This window comes from Erythrobacter westpacificensis (assembly GCF_039542285.1).
Lineage (GTDB): Bacteria > Pseudomonadota > Alphaproteobacteria > Sphingomonadales > Sphingomonadaceae > Alteraurantiacibacter > Alteraurantiacibacter westpacificensis.
This window is the reverse complement of sequence record NZ_BAABHV010000010.1, coordinates 317,057-330,834: the sequence shown is the minus strand read 5'-3', so window position 1 is coordinate 330,834 and position 13,778 is coordinate 317,057. Positions and strand designations below refer to the sequence as shown.

The following is a 13,778-nucleotide window of genomic DNA, read 5'->3' as shown; positions in this document are numbered from 1 at the left end:
GGGCTCTGACTGCAGTCGCTGACATTCCGGACATTCGCAGGCCAATCTCCGCTGCCAGATAGCCGTCGTTCGTTCAGCTATCCCAACGACGACCGCAATGTGAGGCGCTAGCAGCGCTCTACCGACCGAGAGCGGCGCATCGTTCAACGGCAGCCGATAACGCGGGAGTGACTTTCCTGGGAACTTTTGCGACGGTCAGTCCGGGCACGGACAACAGCATTCGGCACCGGCTGCAAGGGGGGATTGGCGTTGCTGACATTCGAGCAGGCAATCGCGGATTCAGAACAGTTCTCGAAGCGGCACCTGCTGCTGGGCAACGGCTTCAGTATCGCGTGCCGGGCCGACATCTTCCACTATGGCTCCCTCTACGATCAGGCCGATTTCTCCGATGCCCCCGAGGTGGAGGCGGTATTTGCGGCACTTGGTAGCAAGGACTTTGAAGCGGTCATCCGTACACTGGAGAGCGCCGCCACCATCCTGCCGGCCTATGTCGCCGACGGAAGCGCGGCACCGGCCAAGATGCTCGAGCACGCCGCGATGCTGAAAGAAATCCTGGTTCAGACGATCGCTGGCAATCACCCGCATGTCCCGTCCGACATTCCGGATACGAAGTTCCGTGCCTGTCGACAATTCCTGTCGCATTTCCTTTCTGGAGAGAAGGCGGGCTGCGTCTTCACGCTGAACTACGACCTTCTCCTATACTGGACCTTGATGCACGAGGATCTGCAGTTTGGTGATCCGATCGAACTTGCGAAGAATGACGGATTCGGGAACGACGAGGAAGAACCGGACGCGGAATATGTTGTGTGGCAAGGGGAGACAAACGCGCACGGTGCCAGCGTCATGTTCCTGCACGGCGGACTGCACCTGTTCGATTCCGGCAAGGACCTACTCAAATACACCTGGGTCAGGAAGGGCGTTCCGCTGATAGAGCAAGCCCGCGCGGCGCTCGCCGGAAACAAGTTTCCGCTGTTCGTGGCTGAAGGGACTAGCGCACAGAAAAAGGCCAAGATCAGGCATAACGCTTATCTCTACCAAGGCCTCAAGCAACTCACCAGCAACGTGGTCCAAGGCAAGCACTGCTGGTTCGTTTTCGGGCATTCACTCGCAGCGAACGACGACCATATTCTCACCCGCATCGGCCGAGGCAGGTTCAAAAAACTCTATGTCGGCCTCTACGGCGATCCCCTCGAGGCGTGGAACGAGGAAATCATAGGGCGCGCCAGGTGGCTATCGAACCTCCGCCACGAAAAGTGGCCGCTGGAGGTCGCATTCTACCAAGCCGAGACCGCGCAAGTTTGGGGCTAGCCGCCACACTGCTGTCAAGTAGTGCGGCCAAATTCCACTCAAACATAGAGTTATTCCGCGAGCTCAGATTAGCATTCGCAAGAGGGAAGGCTTGCGAAACAATGGCTGGAACATTGAGAGTACCGCTGAGCACGGTAGGCAGAAGCGGGGCGAGCAGGCAATCAACTGATACACAGCCCGCCACCTTGACATGTTAAGGTCTGCGCCCTCATATGAGGTCACGAATCTTAACAAGGTGGTGGCATGACGGTCCTCGCGGAAGAATTTCAAACAGCTCCTCGGCTCGCTGAGTTGGGGATGACTGCTGCCGACCTGCTAGACATCGTAAGGGTAGCCGTCGGCGCTCGCCGCAACGCCGTCATGTTTCACCCTGCAAGCGCTCCAGGCCTGTTTTCCTGGCTTGAGGGCACCGGACAAATGCGCCGCGTGTTTCTGGCCAAGGAAAGCTGGGAACTGAGCCGCCGTGACAACATCGAATCTGTCTACAACCCTCAGCTCGGCATCAAGATCATCTTCCAGAACGCCGAACGCGCCGGCGATCCGATTTTCGAACCGCTGGCGGCGAACCGCAAGGGCGCTGCGTCCGCGCGCGCCGTCGACCTCGGCCAGATCGAAATGTTTCCAGAGCACCGGATCGAGAAGGAGCGGACCGCTGCGGAGTTGAACGCAACCGTGTGGATCCTTTTCGTCGAAGCCGAAGGCCAAAGAGTGCGGGCAGAGTTCTCGTGCCCTAAGGCGATCAGCGACGAGCAGTACGCAGGCTTCCACGAACGCATTCTTCTGGTACAGGACGGCGAATGGGATAAGCCCGACCCGCAGTCGGTCGACGGTGAGCCGCCTGCTGACTATGAGGTTACCGTCACCCGCAAGGGCTGACCAATGATATGTTCAACGCCCAGCGACTGATCCTTGCCCGCAAGCGGCGCAAGTTTACCGCCCGCGCGCTTGCGAATGCTATAGGCGCTTCGCCGATTACGATTTCGCGCCTCGAGAATGCCGCAAACGAGCCTGAGGCGGATACTATCGACGCCCTCGCGCGAGCCCTCGGCTTTCCGAAGGAGTTTTTCTTCGATGGAGAGCTCGACGAACTGCCCAAGCACGCCGCGAGCTTCCGGAGTCTGTCGTCGATGACGGCTAAAGAGCGCGACGCCGCGCTCTCGGCGGGCGCCATTGCCTATCTGTTTCACGACTGGGTGGCCGAACGGTTCAACCTGCCGTCGGCAGATATTCCCCTCATGAGTGAGAACGGATCGCCCGAAGAAGCCGCGCAAATCGTGCGCGCTAGCTGGGGCCTGGGGCAGCAACCGATCTCGAACATGGTCAAGCTGCTCGAATCCAAGGGTCTGCGGGTGTTCTCGCTGAGCGAGGACACGAATTCGGTCGATGCTTTCTCCTGCTGGCGCGGGGAACAGCCCTTTGCATTCCTGAACACATTTAAGTCGACTGAGCGCAGTCGTTTTGACGCGGCACACGAGCTCGGTCACCTTGTCATGCACCGGCATGGTGCTCCCCAGGACAGCAAGCAGGCGGAGAGCGAGGCCGACAGATTCGCTTCGGAATTCCTCATGCCGGCCGATGATGTCCGCAGCCGAATTCGACATGTGACGAGCGTCGAGGACTTGATACGCCTGAAGGTGCGCTGGGGCGTGTCGGTTGCAGCGCTGAACTACCGTTTGAACAAACTCGGAATGGTCAGCGAATGGCAAAACCGGAGCCTCAATATCGAGATTTCGCGCCGGGGGTACCGCAAGGACGAGCCCGAGGGTTTGCCGCGGGAACGATCCTCGCTTTGGCCACAAGTTTTCACATCGCTTTGGCAGGAGCGCCTGACGAGGGAGAGCATCGCAGCACAGCTGCATGTCCCCTCCTCAGAACTCGACCAGCTCCTGGTGCATTTGAACGATGGCCTCTCGCCTACGGGCACAGACAAGCTAAGCCTTCGCGCCGTCACATAGAAGGCAACCCGGTTTAACCGGAATTACGATCAGCGGGCCTGACCGCTGTCCACCCCTTTTTCTCCGTAAATGGGAGGCCTCGCCGCCCGCGCCGCGCAACCTCATCCGACTGCCCCTTTTCCAGCGCTCGGAGCGATAATTTCGACACAATCATCGCTAGTAAACCTCGCAGGGTCTTTCGCGACAGGAGGTAAACCGGGGCCGGTGACCTGCTTGCCAGCATCTTCCGTCTTCGCAACCGACTGGTTTAGGTCGAATAGGAAGGAGAGCGGATCGTCTGACTTCTTCATGCCGTAGGCAGTGCGTACTGCCTGATCCAGCTTGGCGTGTGCATCCTTGAGAGGGGATGCGCCAGGAAGTTCCAATGTCCGATAGAGCGCTCTGTATGTTAGTCCGTGCTTCTTCATCAGCGATTGCCTCAAGATGCGAAGCTCCCGCGAAGCATCGGCAACCTTCTGAACGGCGTTCAGCGTTGGATTCTGGGGCCAGGGAAAGGAGGTGAAGATTGTTTCATTAGTATAGCGAAAGTCTCGCTTGATTGTCGAACATCTCGCCACAAACCAATGCCAGTGCGTATCGGACTGCAAGATGCCGAACGAATAGTCATCTTCGAATGCAAAGACAGTGAGAGCTGAATCGGGCCGGATCTTGTTGCTCAGAAAAACAAACAGCGGCCGTTTGGTGTGACGAACGCAGACCGCATAGCGCGAAAGCGAAACTACTGCATTAAGCATGTCATTTCGTCGGCGCTTTATCTGCCACCAAGTCTTTAGCCGATTCTGGTGCTCGCCGTTCTCTAATCCAGTGGTTTCGAACTCTTTTGCCGCGTTTTCTTCCCACTTAGGCAGCACTCGCTCCTTGACGAGCGCGAGCGCAGCTTTGTGTTGTGATGCCTCAAAGATTGTCAAAGTATCAAAGTCGAGAAGGAATTCCGGTTGCTCTGCGTATTTTCCGGAGAGCAGTGAATTTCCAATAAGATAGGGAAACGCGATTTCGTGCAGGTTTGGATCGGACTGTGAAAGATTGAGTAGTTCGGCTCCATCAACTCGGAAGCCTACGTGGCCAGGCTGCTGCCCTTCAAAGCAAAGCTTGGTATCTGTTACGGCTTTCAGCTCACGTGCTTTTGAGACATCAGCACCAGACGTGAGGGCGCTAGTTATGACCTCGACCTCTTCCCGTTTCCAATCAGAATCCCGTCGATCGCCCAATTGCTCCTGGAGTATACATTTGCCGACGTGAGGCCCTTTGATCCAGTTTACGATCGAAACGTTTACAGCAGCTTCGCCCGACCAAACTTGCGAAGCGACAGCATCGGTGATCGTGCCGCCACTGGACACGACATAATCGAGTCCGCCTTCCCTCGAATAATTTTGCCGGATAGTGTTGGTGCCAACAAGGCCAGCTCTACCTGCGAACGGGCGTTCGTCGGAATTGGGGGGAAGGTGATCGTGGGCCTTCCTGAACCAGTACACGCAATAATCGGCACGCCCAGGAACATCCGGATACGCAGCTCGAATGGTATCAACATAACCGCGACCGTGTTCGATGGTCAGCTTGCGTGCATCTAAGTAAGGTGGGTTGCCGACAACTACGTCGGTTTCCGGCCAGTTGGCGAATAAGGCGTCAGCACACTGAAAGTTCGCGTCTAGGTTATCGAGCGGCAATGCTTCATCAGCATTAAGCGGTAGCTCCATCTGCTCGCGCTCGAACACATCGATAGATTCGTCCAGGGCTAGCTTTTTGGCCAGCATCAGCGTGACCTTAGCAAGTTCCACGCCGAACGAGTCTCTGTCGATGCCGAAAAATTGGCGAGGACTGATGAGTGTCAAGGACTTGGATTGTTCTCGAAAATTTTTCTCGCTGACGGTCTGTTTCAACTTTGCCATCAGCGCAATTTCGACGCGGACCAGCTCTCGGTATGAAAGATAGAGGAAGTTTCCACTGCCGCAGGCTGGGTCTAATACCTTGAAGGACATCAGCGCAGAACGGAGCGCAAGCAGCTCTTTCATTGTCGAGGCCTGTTCGATGCGCTCTCGCCAAGGGCGCACGATCGTGGGCATGACGATACGCAGTATGTCAGCTTCTGATGTAAAATGCGCGCCGTATGCATGGCGCTCCTCGGCGTCCATACTCTGTTGGAAGATCGTACCGAAGATCGCAGGATTGACTTTGGACCAATCCTTCGTTGCGGCCCCTTCCTCACCGGCAACGAGTTCGAGTTCGTCCAGTTGCAGGTCGACGGGAGTAACGGTCTTGAATATCCCGCCATTGAAATAGGGCACCTTCTGAAAACGCCCTCCATCGGCAGGTGCCTTATTGTTCATTTGGCGAAACAGGGCACCAAACTGGTCGTAAGCGCTTTGCCCCTTGTGCAAACAGTCGTGAGCGAGGTTGTAAACGATACTGGCCGGCAACAGGCCGATATCCTCAGCGAACATGGCGACGACGGTTTGCAGCACGAAGCGCTGCGCCTGCGAACGGTCCACATCACGCTTGATGAGCGAGTTGAAGAGTTGCGCCACTTTGTCAGCGGCATCGCGGGACACGGCCTCGAGATCGTTACCGAAAACGGGATCAGGGTCTTCGGGAAACAGAAAATTGAGCGCGGGATAACGTCGTGGAAGGTCAGTGAGCGCAACGATATCGACGGGCTCATCAATTTGCTTGTCAAAATCATAGATGCGGAACTCATCGAAATTGCATAGCACGACGTAGCGCGGCCTATTTGGAACGGCATGAATCCAGTAGTCGAACGCCTGCTGGTAGTGATGAAAGAGGTTTTCGCCACGCCTCTTCATCTCCAATAGAAGACGCGGCTTCCAGATCAGATCGGCGAAGCTGGTCCCCTTGCTCGATTTTTTCTTGATACGAAATTCAAGCTCGGCGCCGGCCTCTTTATAGCCCTTGTGACCAAACGCCTGAAAAAGCCGGTCGCAGAAGACCTGCGCCTCTCCCTTTTCGTCGCCTTTGAGAAGTTTGGCGTAGTCCAGGAATGCCTGAAGATTGTCAGTCACTTCGCTCATTGCCCGGTCTCGTCATTCCTTTTTTTCGCTAGCAGTTTGGCCGTGTCGTTGGCAGACCCGTGAGCCATAACGTATTCACGCATGAATTCTCGCAGCACCTGCGCTGCGGGTCTGTCTTCTGCATGGCAGATTTGCAGAAACTCGTCCCGCAACTGCCTCTGCACCCTGATCCGAAGCCCTACGTCTTTCATGGCCAAAGTGTAGCCGCTGGATACACATCCAACCAGCGAAAACTGTGACGATGTTCTCAAATGATGACGCACATCCAATTCGTGCAGGCTTTCGCTATGGCCTGCTTGATCATGCGAACCCGATCAAGGGCAGCGCCCACCTAATGCCCGCCACAAGGGCGCTTGGCTGACATGGCAAAAGGGTGGCTTCCAACGACAGCTTTTATGGAGTCGTGCCCCAAGAGCTGCCGTTCCGGACTGTCCAACTTTGCAGCCAAACCACGATGAAGGTGCCGATGCTCGGTTTGGGCTTCCACGATATCGTCCAGAACGCAAAAACGCCGTACGCTGACCGATTTTACTCGCATGATTTCTCGGCCCGACGCCTGTAATCCGGTCGCCATTTCCCACGTCCGCCAGCACGCCACTGACTGCGATCTCTTCACGGGTCTGATCTGCCCGGGCACGGCTGCGCCTCGGTCGTCTAACCGCAACGGCGGATCGGCAACTTTCTTCCCCTGACCTTCGGTCATTCCTCGCGATTCAAGAAAGCCGCCTTCCGCCATCCTCCGCTGCGCTTCGGCCCTACGCCCACCCCAGAAAGTAGTACTTTCTGGGGACCCCGACCTGGGTGCGGCGACGCCCATCCCGGCCTTTCGATCACCCGTCGAGACCGCAAGTCCGCGGCTCGCAAAGACGGAAAGGAATTGAACATGGCTACCATCGGAACCTTCAAGAAGGCGGGCGAAGAATTCTCCGGCGAGATCGTCACCCTCTCAGTCCAGGCGAAGAACGTCCGGATCATCCCCGAAGTAACGCGCGCCAGCGAGAACGCCCCTTCACACCGGGTGTTCGCCGGCAAGGCGGAGATCGGCGCTGCCTGGGAGAAGCGCTCGAACGAAGGCCGCGACTATCTCGGCCTCAAGCTCGACGATCCGAGCTTCACCGCCCCCATCTACGCCAACCTCTTCGACGACGAAGGCAGCGAGAGCTACTCGCTCATCTGGTCCCGCCCGAACGGTCGCCGCAACGGTGACTGAGCCGAACCGACACCCCGCCCGGGTACGCCCGGGCGGGGCTGTTCGTCATTTTTCTATTGCGCCTTACGCACCTTCATCGCGTTTTGGGCGCTTCAATAGATCGGCGGCTTCCACACTGAGTTCGCGTGCGAGGCGATCGACCACATCGATCCCGGCGGCATACACGCAGCGTTCGAGTGAGCTGATATAGGTCCGGTCGATGTCGGCCCGGTGGGCAAGTTCCTCCTGCGACAGACCCGCCGCCTTGCGATAACGCTTCAGATTGCCAGCCAAGACCTCGCGGATATCCATGCAGCCGAGAGGCCACGCTTGTGGAGTATTCCGCCACGGAGTATTCTCTACAACGACTCGGCGGCAGCGGCGGTGGGCTCTCCGAACAACCGCATCAACAGATCGCTATTGATCGCGTAGGGCCATGCGATTGCGCAAGAAAGGGCGGCGCTTTACTGCGCGCCTTGCATGCAGCGATGCAGTAGTTGCGCATAGTCCAGCACGGTATTTGCTCTATTGTGGTTAACACATTTTGTGCGAGCGGGGCGCGCTATGACCAAATGCAGATTTGACGATCAGGCGCCCGATGCACCGGTTCTGACGCCGTACGACGATGACCACCTGACCGACTATCTCCGTCTGCTCGATGCCGAGGATGATGGGACCGACTGGCGCGAGACTGTCGTCGTTCTCTTCGAGATCGATCCGACCTCCGAACCTGCGCGGGCTGAACGAATGCATGCCAGCCATCTCGCCCGTGCGCGGTGGATGACCGAGGTTGGATATGCGCAACTTCTGGGCCACCAAGGCACGCTAAAGCGTTAACTTTTTGTCCGAATTTGGGCAAATGACCGGTCCGTCCGCGCATCGCTTGGTGCGGACTCGGCGCTGTCCGCTCGCATCCATGAAGCCCACGCTGCGGTTCCAAGATCGCATCAAAGGCGGTCAGGAGGATGCCATGCCGAGATCATCGAAGCGACGTGAGGCAAACAAGTCCCCGGCGCGCGGTCGCGCAGAACTCGCAGCCGAGTTTCTGAAGCGCAATCGACAATACCGATCCGAGCACGCGCGGATGCGACAACGCATCGCGCGCGGCGCCGTCGCCGAGGAAGCCGCCGAGGCGGCCTTCGCCCGGCGATGGGGGTTGTCCTTTCGCTTATGCGCCGGATGACCTCGACAGGACGATTGTCTGGCGTCCTGAGCTGACCGCGGTCACCGTCATCCTGGATACAGCGCCGGAAGGGTTCGACGCTGCAATTGGCGTCGAGCCGCGTTCGCTCGGCGCGCTGCTTGTCGACGATGCAGGCATCGACGGACGCCATGTCGTCGTTGCCGACGACGCCGGTGATCACTGGCTGTGGCTGCGCGATCCCGCACCCGACAAACCTCTCGCTGCGATCGTTCCGCTTGACAAGGATTTCGTCACACGAATGACGAGCCTGCTGCGCTTCTACCGTCGCCTGTTCGACAAGGAACCGGGCCCGCCGCCGCGCGGATGGCCGCTCAGCGCCTATCGGCTTGCGCGCCTCGATCTGATGCTGCGCGCGCTCGATTTGCGCGAGGCGGGCGCGACCTATCGCGAGATCGCGGTGGCGCTGGGGCGCGATGACGATGCGAAATTGCCCGCCACCGAGTGGAAATCGTCTGCCGGACGCTCCTTCGTCATCCGGCTCGTGCGGGACGCCACGGCCATAATGAACGGCGATTATCGCAAGCTGTTGCGCATCCGCTGATTCTGGCGGGGGTGGTCACATCGGCGCCATCGCAGATCTTCATACTCCATCGCGCCGCTCGCGATCCGCCACAAACGCCTCCTGCCGCCCGTGACCGCAGGAGTATGACCTTGGCCGATACGACGAACAATCTTCCCCCGCGCTATCTGCGGACGCCCGAAGCCGCGCGCTTTCTCGGCCTGTCCGGCCGGACGCTCGAAAAGCACCGCTATTTCGGAACCGGCCCTGCTTATCGCCGGATCGGCGGGCGGGTGATCTATTCGGTCGACGATCTTCAAGCCTGGGCTGATCTCGGCATCAAGCATTCGACCAGCGATCCCGGCCAGGACGATCTCCTGCCGCGCGAAGGCTCGGCATTCGCCCGGAGCCGCAAATGACGCGCGCGCCGGTGAGCCTCCGAACGCTCGATCCGGACGGTCTGACGCATGTCGAACTGACCTGGATCGAGAAGCGGATCGAGCACTGGATCCGCTTCGGCCGCGTGGCCAAGGATCAGATTATCGATCGCCGTCGGCGTATCGTCAGCTTCCGTCCTGGTGCGATCTTCGCGTTCGTCCGCTGGGCGGCCAACGATTACGGAACGATCATGTCGCGCATCGATGTGGTGCGTGCGGTTGCCGCGAACGAGCCGTTCACGACGCTGCCGTTTGTTCGTCCCGGTGGCGAGATTCTGCTCTCTATCCAGGGCTGGCCGAAGGTTTCGAAGGTGCTCGCCGCCATCGATACAACCGATGCGGCGGGCGTCGATCCGTGCGACGCCGCGCCCGATCACTGGCGCCATGTTCACAACCGGATCACCGCCGGACAGGAGCCGCGACCTTACACGCTGGAGCGCCACCGTGCCTGGCTCAAGCGGCGGAAGACCGGAGGATGACCCGCCGGTTCTACATACGTGCGACGGCGATCGCCGCATCGCTGTTCGCTGCCGGCTATACCGCCATTGCGATCACCGATCCGCTGCCGCGCGTCATCTGGAACGCCAGCGCCAGCGTTCCGATCGGGTTCTATCGCGTCACGCCGGATAGCGATCCGCCAGTTGGTTCGCTGGTCGCGGTCGCGCCGCCCGAGCAGCTCGCGCGCTGGATGACAGAGCGTGGTTATCTCGGCGAGAACGTACCGCTTCTGAAGCATGTCGTCGCCAAGTCCGGCGCGCGTATATGCCGTATCGGCGACATCGTCAGCATCGATGCGCGCCCGGTTGCAATCGCACTTTCCAGCGACAGGCTCGGACGTCCACTGCCTGTCTGGCAGGGCTGCCGCACGCTTCGCGATGACGAAATTTTCCTCCTCAATCCTGCGCATCCCGACAGTCTCGACGGCCGCTATTTTGGTCCGTTGGATGCGTCCGCCGTGCTCGGTCGTGCACGCCCGATCTCCAGCCGCGACGCCTCCGGCATGCCGATCGGACGGCGCTCCAACACCCCCTGATTTCGCAACCGATCCAATCCACGAAAGGACATTCCCATGCAGATCGGCAACTTCATCCGCACCGACAATGGTTATGAAGGCATGATCGAGACGGCAACCCTCGATCTTCGTATCTCCATCGTTCCGGCCGAACGGAACGATGCCGACAAAGCACCCGACTGGCGCGTCCATCGCGGTTCCGATGCCGAAGGTCCAGAGATCGGCGCGGGCTGGAACGAGACCGGCGAGCGTGCGGGCGATTATGTCTCGCTGCGCATCGACGATCCCGCCTTCGCGCAACCCTTGCGTGCCGCGCTGTTCCGCAACGAGGTCGACGAGAGTTCCTGGGTGCTGCGCTGGACCCGGCCGCAACCGCGCCGCGGCCAGGACTGAGCTTGTGCACTCGCGCCATCTATTCCCTGCCATCCTGCTGCTCGTTGGCTTCACGTCGCCCAGCATTGTCCGGGCGCAGGATATGCCTGCGAACCGCGAGTCGGCGAGCCATCCCTATGCGGGCCACGTCGCCGAAGGCGCCCATCGCTTCGGCATCCCGGCAGCGTGGATATGGGCGGTGATGCGCGTCGAGTCCGGCGGCAGGCGTACCGCCATATCGCACGCCGGTGCGATGGGCCTGATGCAAATCATGCCCGGCACCTGGGCACAGCTGCGCGTACGCCATCGCCTCGGGTCCGATCCGTTCGACCCGCGTGATAACATCATGGCGGGCGCAGCGTATTTGCGGTCGATGTACGACCGCTATGGCAATGTGACCGCGATGCTGGCGGCCTATAACGCGGGGCCGGGTCGCTACGATCAGTACCTATCGCGCGAACGTCCGCTTCCCGCCGAGACGCGCGCATACCTTAGAAGGCTAGCGTCGATATCGGGCTCTTCGGGCGCCGCGCAGGTAGTGACGGCGCCGCCTGTCGATCCGCATGTCTGGCGCCGCGCCGGACTGTTCGTTCGCACTGCGAGCACCGCCGGACTGTCTCCCACGCCGCCGCCGACCGGCATGGTCGCTGCATCTGACGGTGCTCGCGATATGCAGTCTGAGCGTGCGCAAACCGTGCACGATGACGCGTCGGCGCTGCAATCACCCGCGCCGACGGACGCGCTGTTCGTCCCTCGCGCCGGCACGGGCCGACCGCAATGATCCCGGCTGTCTGCGTCATCATATCTCCACCTGTTCAGAAGGGAGGAGGAGCTGGAAAACGGGGTGGGAGACGATTGCAAGATACAAGGCGCACCCCGTTTCGCCGAAAAGTCTATGGATTTCCGTGGCTTAACATGAGGGCGTCGGTCGACGAGCGTGCCGCTCGGAAGGAAAAGGCCAGCAAAAACAATGCAATTCATGGCACCATAGGCGATTTTTGGCGGAAAGCGGTTCGGCTATGAGCGAGGACCACGACTTCCGCATCCGGCCGGGCAAGGCGAGGCGCAGCAAGGCGGGAGCGCGCAATACGCGAGGCCTGGTCGCCGAGGTGCTGCGCGTCGCCGCACTCCATGGTGGAGCGAAGCGTGCGGGCTGGGGCGGACTGCGCCGACGCGGCCAGTCGAACTTCGGCCAAGGGCGCACGGCCTTCGCGCGCAGCCGTCTGTTCGGCTCGGGCCGGCGCGTGCTGGTGAAAGCGCTGCCTGTCCGCCACCGCATCGGCGGGCGGCGCATGGCGCCGCTGTCCGCGCACGTCTCCTATTTGAAGCGTGAAGGCGTCACCCGCGATGGCTCGCCAGCGCGCATGTTCGATGCCGAGTCTGATCGGGCGGACACGTCCGCTTTCGCCGAGCGCTGCAAGGATGATCGGCATCACTTTCGGATCATCGTCTCGCCCGAGGACGCAGCCGAGCTGACCGACTTGCGTGAATACACTCGCGATCTCGTGCGCCAGATGGAGACGGACCTCGACACTCGGCTCGAATGGATCGCGGTCGATCATTGGAACACCGACAATCCGCACGTCCATCTGCTGTTGCGCGGCGTCAACGAGCATGGCGCCGATCTCGTCATCGCCCGCGACTATATCGGCCAAGGGCTGCGCTCGCGCGCCGAGGAGCTGGCCTTCGCCGAGCTGGGACCGAAGCCCGAGCACGAAGTCCAGCGCGCCCTCGATCGCGATTTGACGGCCGAACGCTGGACCCGCCTCGATACCGAGATCGGCCGCGCTGCCGACGAACTTGGCGTGATCGATCTGCGTCCCGAACGTCCCGGTCCGGACGATCCGCGCCTCCGCCGGCTGATGATCGGTCGCTTGCAATATCTGGAGACGATGGGTCTCGCCGCCGAAAGCGAGCCCGGCGACTGGGCCGTTGCAGAGGGTGCACAAACCAAGCTGCGCGAGTTGGGCGCGCGTGGCGACATCATCCGCACGATTGGCGCGGCGCTGAAAGATCACGGGCAGGATCGACCGCTCGACAGCTATGCCGTCGTGATCGGCGCGCCCGAGAAACCGATCGCCGGAAGGCTGATCGACAAGGGATTGCAAGACGAGTTGACCGGCACAGCCTATGCCGTGATCGACGGAACCGACGGCCGCACGCATCATGTCCGCATGCCGGGCATCGAGGCGCTGGAGCACAGCCCGGCGCTCGGCGGCATCGTAGAGCTGCGCGCGATCGCAAGGCGGGACGGCAAGGGGGCGATGCCATTCCTCGCTACACGTTCCGATCTCGATCTTAAGAGCCAAGTCAAAGCAGAGGGTGCGAGCTGGCTCGACCATCGGCTCATCGAGCGCGGCAAGGATGTAGCGGACACCGGCTTTGGTGCCGAGGTGCGCCGCGCCATGGATGCGCGCACCGACCATCTCGTGAGCGAAGGGCTGGCTCGGCGCTTCGGCGAGAGAACCGTGTTCGAGCGCGGGATGCTCGACACGCTACGCAAGCGCGAGATCGATAAGGTCGGCGCGAAACTCGCCAGCGAGACCGGTTTGACCCACCGCAGAACGGAGCCCGGCGAAAAGATCGCGGGCGTCGTGCGCCAGCGCCTAGCGCTCGCCTCGGGTCGCTTCGCCATGATCGATGACGGCCTCGGCTTCCGCCTTGTGCCCTGGTCGAACGGCCTCGAACGCCAGCTTGGCCAGCAGGTGTCGGGCGTCGTCCGGAGCGGCGGCGGCCTCGATCTCATGCTCGGCCGCAAGCGCGGCCTCGGCCGGTAACC

The 13,778-nt window shown here is 60.5% G+C and carries 15 protein-coding genes; 13 read left to right on the top strand and 2 right to left on the bottom strand.

What is annotated here, in order from left to right; genetic code table 11:
- Positions 1 to 249 precede the first annotated feature (249 nt).
- The 3 genes from ABFX23_RS09525 (at position 250) to ABFX23_RS09515 (ending at position 3,263) form a co-directional block, all read left to right on the top strand.
- The gene (locus tag ABFX23_RS09525) at positions 250 to 1,308 is read left to right on the top strand and encodes a DUF4917 family protein (protein ID WP_346032835.1); all 1,059 of its coding nucleotides are present in this window, start codon (positions 250 to 252) and stop codon (positions 1,306 to 1,308) included.
- A gap of 243 nt (positions 1,309 to 1,551) precedes the next feature.
- On the top strand, positions 1,552 to 2,184 hold the full coding sequence (locus ABFX23_RS09520) for a hypothetical protein (protein WP_346032834.1): 633 nt from the start codon (positions 1,552 to 1,554) through the stop codon (positions 2,182 to 2,184).
- 8 nt (positions 2,185 to 2,192) lie between these two features.
- Positions 2,193 to 3,263: a helix-turn-helix domain-containing protein gene (locus ABFX23_RS09515; protein WP_346032833.1), complete on the top strand. Its 1,071-nt coding sequence runs from the start codon at positions 2,193 to 2,195 to the stop codon at positions 3,261 to 3,263.
- 101 nt (positions 3,264 to 3,364) lie between these two features.
- On the opposite strand, the gene ABFX23_RS09510 is transcribed toward ABFX23_RS09515, so the two are convergent.
- On the bottom strand, positions 3,365 to 6,286 hold the full coding sequence (locus ABFX23_RS09510) for a DNA methyltransferase (RefSeq protein WP_346032832.1): 2,922 nt from the start codon (positions 6,284 to 6,286) through the stop codon (positions 3,365 to 3,367).
- A gap of 883 nt (positions 6,287 to 7,169) precedes the next feature.
- Between ABFX23_RS09510 and ABFX23_RS09505 the strand changes: the two genes are divergently transcribed.
- On the top strand, positions 7,170 to 7,496 hold the full coding sequence (locus ABFX23_RS09505; protein WP_156842569.1) for a DUF736 domain-containing protein: 327 nt from the start codon (positions 7,170 to 7,172) through the stop codon (positions 7,494 to 7,496).
- A gap of 63 nt (positions 7,497 to 7,559) precedes the next feature.
- Here ABFX23_RS09505 and ABFX23_RS09500 read toward each other — a convergent pair whose 3' ends face one another.
- On the bottom strand, positions 7,560 to 7,787 hold the full coding sequence (locus tag ABFX23_RS09500; RefSeq protein ID WP_156842570.1) for a helix-turn-helix domain-containing protein: 228 nt from the start codon (positions 7,785 to 7,787) through the stop codon (positions 7,560 to 7,562).
- 252 nt (positions 7,788 to 8,039) lie between these two features.
- Here ABFX23_RS09500 and ABFX23_RS09495 point away from each other — a divergent pair, with 252 nt between their 5' ends.
- The 9 genes from ABFX23_RS09495 (at position 8,040) to ABFX23_RS09455 (ending at position 13,776) form a co-directional block, all read left to right on the top strand.
- On the top strand, positions 8,040 to 8,312 hold the full coding sequence (locus ABFX23_RS09495) for a DNA -binding domain-containing protein (RefSeq protein ID WP_156842571.1): 273 nt from the start codon (positions 8,040 to 8,042) through the stop codon (positions 8,310 to 8,312).
- A 79-nt stretch (positions 8,313 to 8,391) separates the two neighbouring features.
- The gene (locus ABFX23_RS09490) at positions 8,392 to 8,658 is read left to right on the top strand and encodes a transcriptional regulator domain-containing protein (protein WP_346032831.1); all 267 of its coding nucleotides are present in this window, start codon (positions 8,392 to 8,394) and stop codon (positions 8,656 to 8,658) included.
- 13 nt (positions 8,659 to 8,671) lie between these two features.
- A complete protein-coding gene (locus ABFX23_RS09485; protein ID WP_346033040.1) occupies positions 8,672 to 9,220 on the top strand; it encodes a DUF2285 domain-containing protein in 549 nt (182 codons plus the stop codon).
- 104 nt (positions 9,221 to 9,324) lie between these two features.
- Entirely contained in the window at positions 9,325 to 9,597 is a 273-nt protein-coding gene (locus ABFX23_RS09480) for a helix-turn-helix transcriptional regulator (RefSeq protein WP_156842572.1), read from the top strand.
- On the top strand, positions 9,594 to 10,094 hold the full coding sequence (locus ABFX23_RS09475; RefSeq protein WP_156842573.1) for a DUF2840 domain-containing protein: 501 nt from the start codon (positions 9,594 to 9,596) through the stop codon (positions 10,092 to 10,094). Before ABFX23_RS09480 ends, ABFX23_RS09475 begins: the two co-directional genes overlap by 4 nt.
- Positions 10,091 to 10,648 (top strand): S26 family signal peptidase, encoded by a 558-nt coding sequence (locus tag ABFX23_RS09470; protein WP_346032829.1) that lies wholly within the window; start codon positions 10,091 to 10,093, stop codon positions 10,646 to 10,648. Before ABFX23_RS09475 ends, ABFX23_RS09470 begins: the two co-directional genes overlap by 4 nt.
- Before the next feature lie 36 nt (positions 10,649 to 10,684).
- Positions 10,685 to 11,020 carry a DUF736 domain-containing protein gene (locus ABFX23_RS09465; protein WP_156842575.1) on the top strand — a complete coding sequence of 112 codons (336 nt, stop codon included), beginning with the start codon at positions 10,685 to 10,687 and terminating at the stop codon, positions 11,018 to 11,020.
- A gap of 4 nt (positions 11,021 to 11,024) precedes the next feature.
- On the top strand, positions 11,025 to 11,780 hold the full coding sequence (locus ABFX23_RS09460) for a lytic transglycosylase domain-containing protein (protein WP_428831654.1): 756 nt from the start codon (positions 11,025 to 11,027) through the stop codon (positions 11,778 to 11,780).
- 238 nt (positions 11,781 to 12,018) lie between these two features.
- A complete protein-coding gene (locus ABFX23_RS09455) occupies positions 12,019 to 13,776 on the top strand; it encodes a relaxase/mobilization nuclease domain-containing protein (protein ID WP_346032828.1) in 1,758 nt (585 codons plus the stop codon).
- Positions 13,777 to 13,778: the final 2 nt, after the last annotated feature.

Bases quoted from the DNA above. Each gene is read 5' to 3' on its own strand.
- ABFX23_RS09470 (WP_346032829.1), top strand. From the start codon at position 10,091: ATGACCCGCCGGTTCTACATACGTGCGACGGCGATCGCCGCATCGCTG.
- ABFX23_RS09515 (WP_346032833.1), top strand. From the start codon at position 2,193: ATGTTCAACGCCCAGCGACTGATCCTTGCCCGCAAGCGGCGCAAGTTT.
- ABFX23_RS09520 (WP_346032834.1), top strand. From the start codon at position 1,552: ATGACGGTCCTCGCGGAAGAATTTCAAACAGCTCCTCGGCTCGCTGAG.
- ABFX23_RS09505 (WP_156842569.1), top strand. From the start codon at position 7,170: ATGGCTACCATCGGAACCTTCAAGAAGGCGGGCGAAGAATTCTCCGGC.
- ABFX23_RS09465 (WP_156842575.1), top strand. From the start codon at position 10,685: ATGCAGATCGGCAACTTCATCCGCACCGACAATGGTTATGAAGGCATG.
- ABFX23_RS09510 (WP_346032832.1), bottom strand. From the start codon at position 6,286: ATGAGCGAAGTGACTGACAATCTTCAGGCATTCCTGGACTACGCCAAA.
- ABFX23_RS09500 (WP_156842570.1), bottom strand. From the start codon at position 7,787: ATGGATATCCGCGAGGTCTTGGCTGGCAATCTGAAGCGTTATCGCAAG.
- ABFX23_RS09475 (WP_156842573.1), top strand. From the start codon at position 9,594: ATGACGCGCGCGCCGGTGAGCCTCCGAACGCTCGATCCGGACGGTCTG.
- ABFX23_RS09490 (WP_346032831.1), top strand. From the start codon at position 8,392: ATGAAGCCCACGCTGCGGTTCCAAGATCGCATCAAAGGCGGTCAGGAG.
- ABFX23_RS09480 (WP_156842572.1), top strand. From the start codon at position 9,325: ATGACCTTGGCCGATACGACGAACAATCTTCCCCCGCGCTATCTGCGG.
- ABFX23_RS09495 (WP_156842571.1), top strand. From the start codon at position 8,040: ATGACCAAATGCAGATTTGACGATCAGGCGCCCGATGCACCGGTTCTG.
- ABFX23_RS09455 (WP_346032828.1), top strand. From the start codon at position 12,019: ATGAGCGAGGACCACGACTTCCGCATCCGGCCGGGCAAGGCGAGGCGC.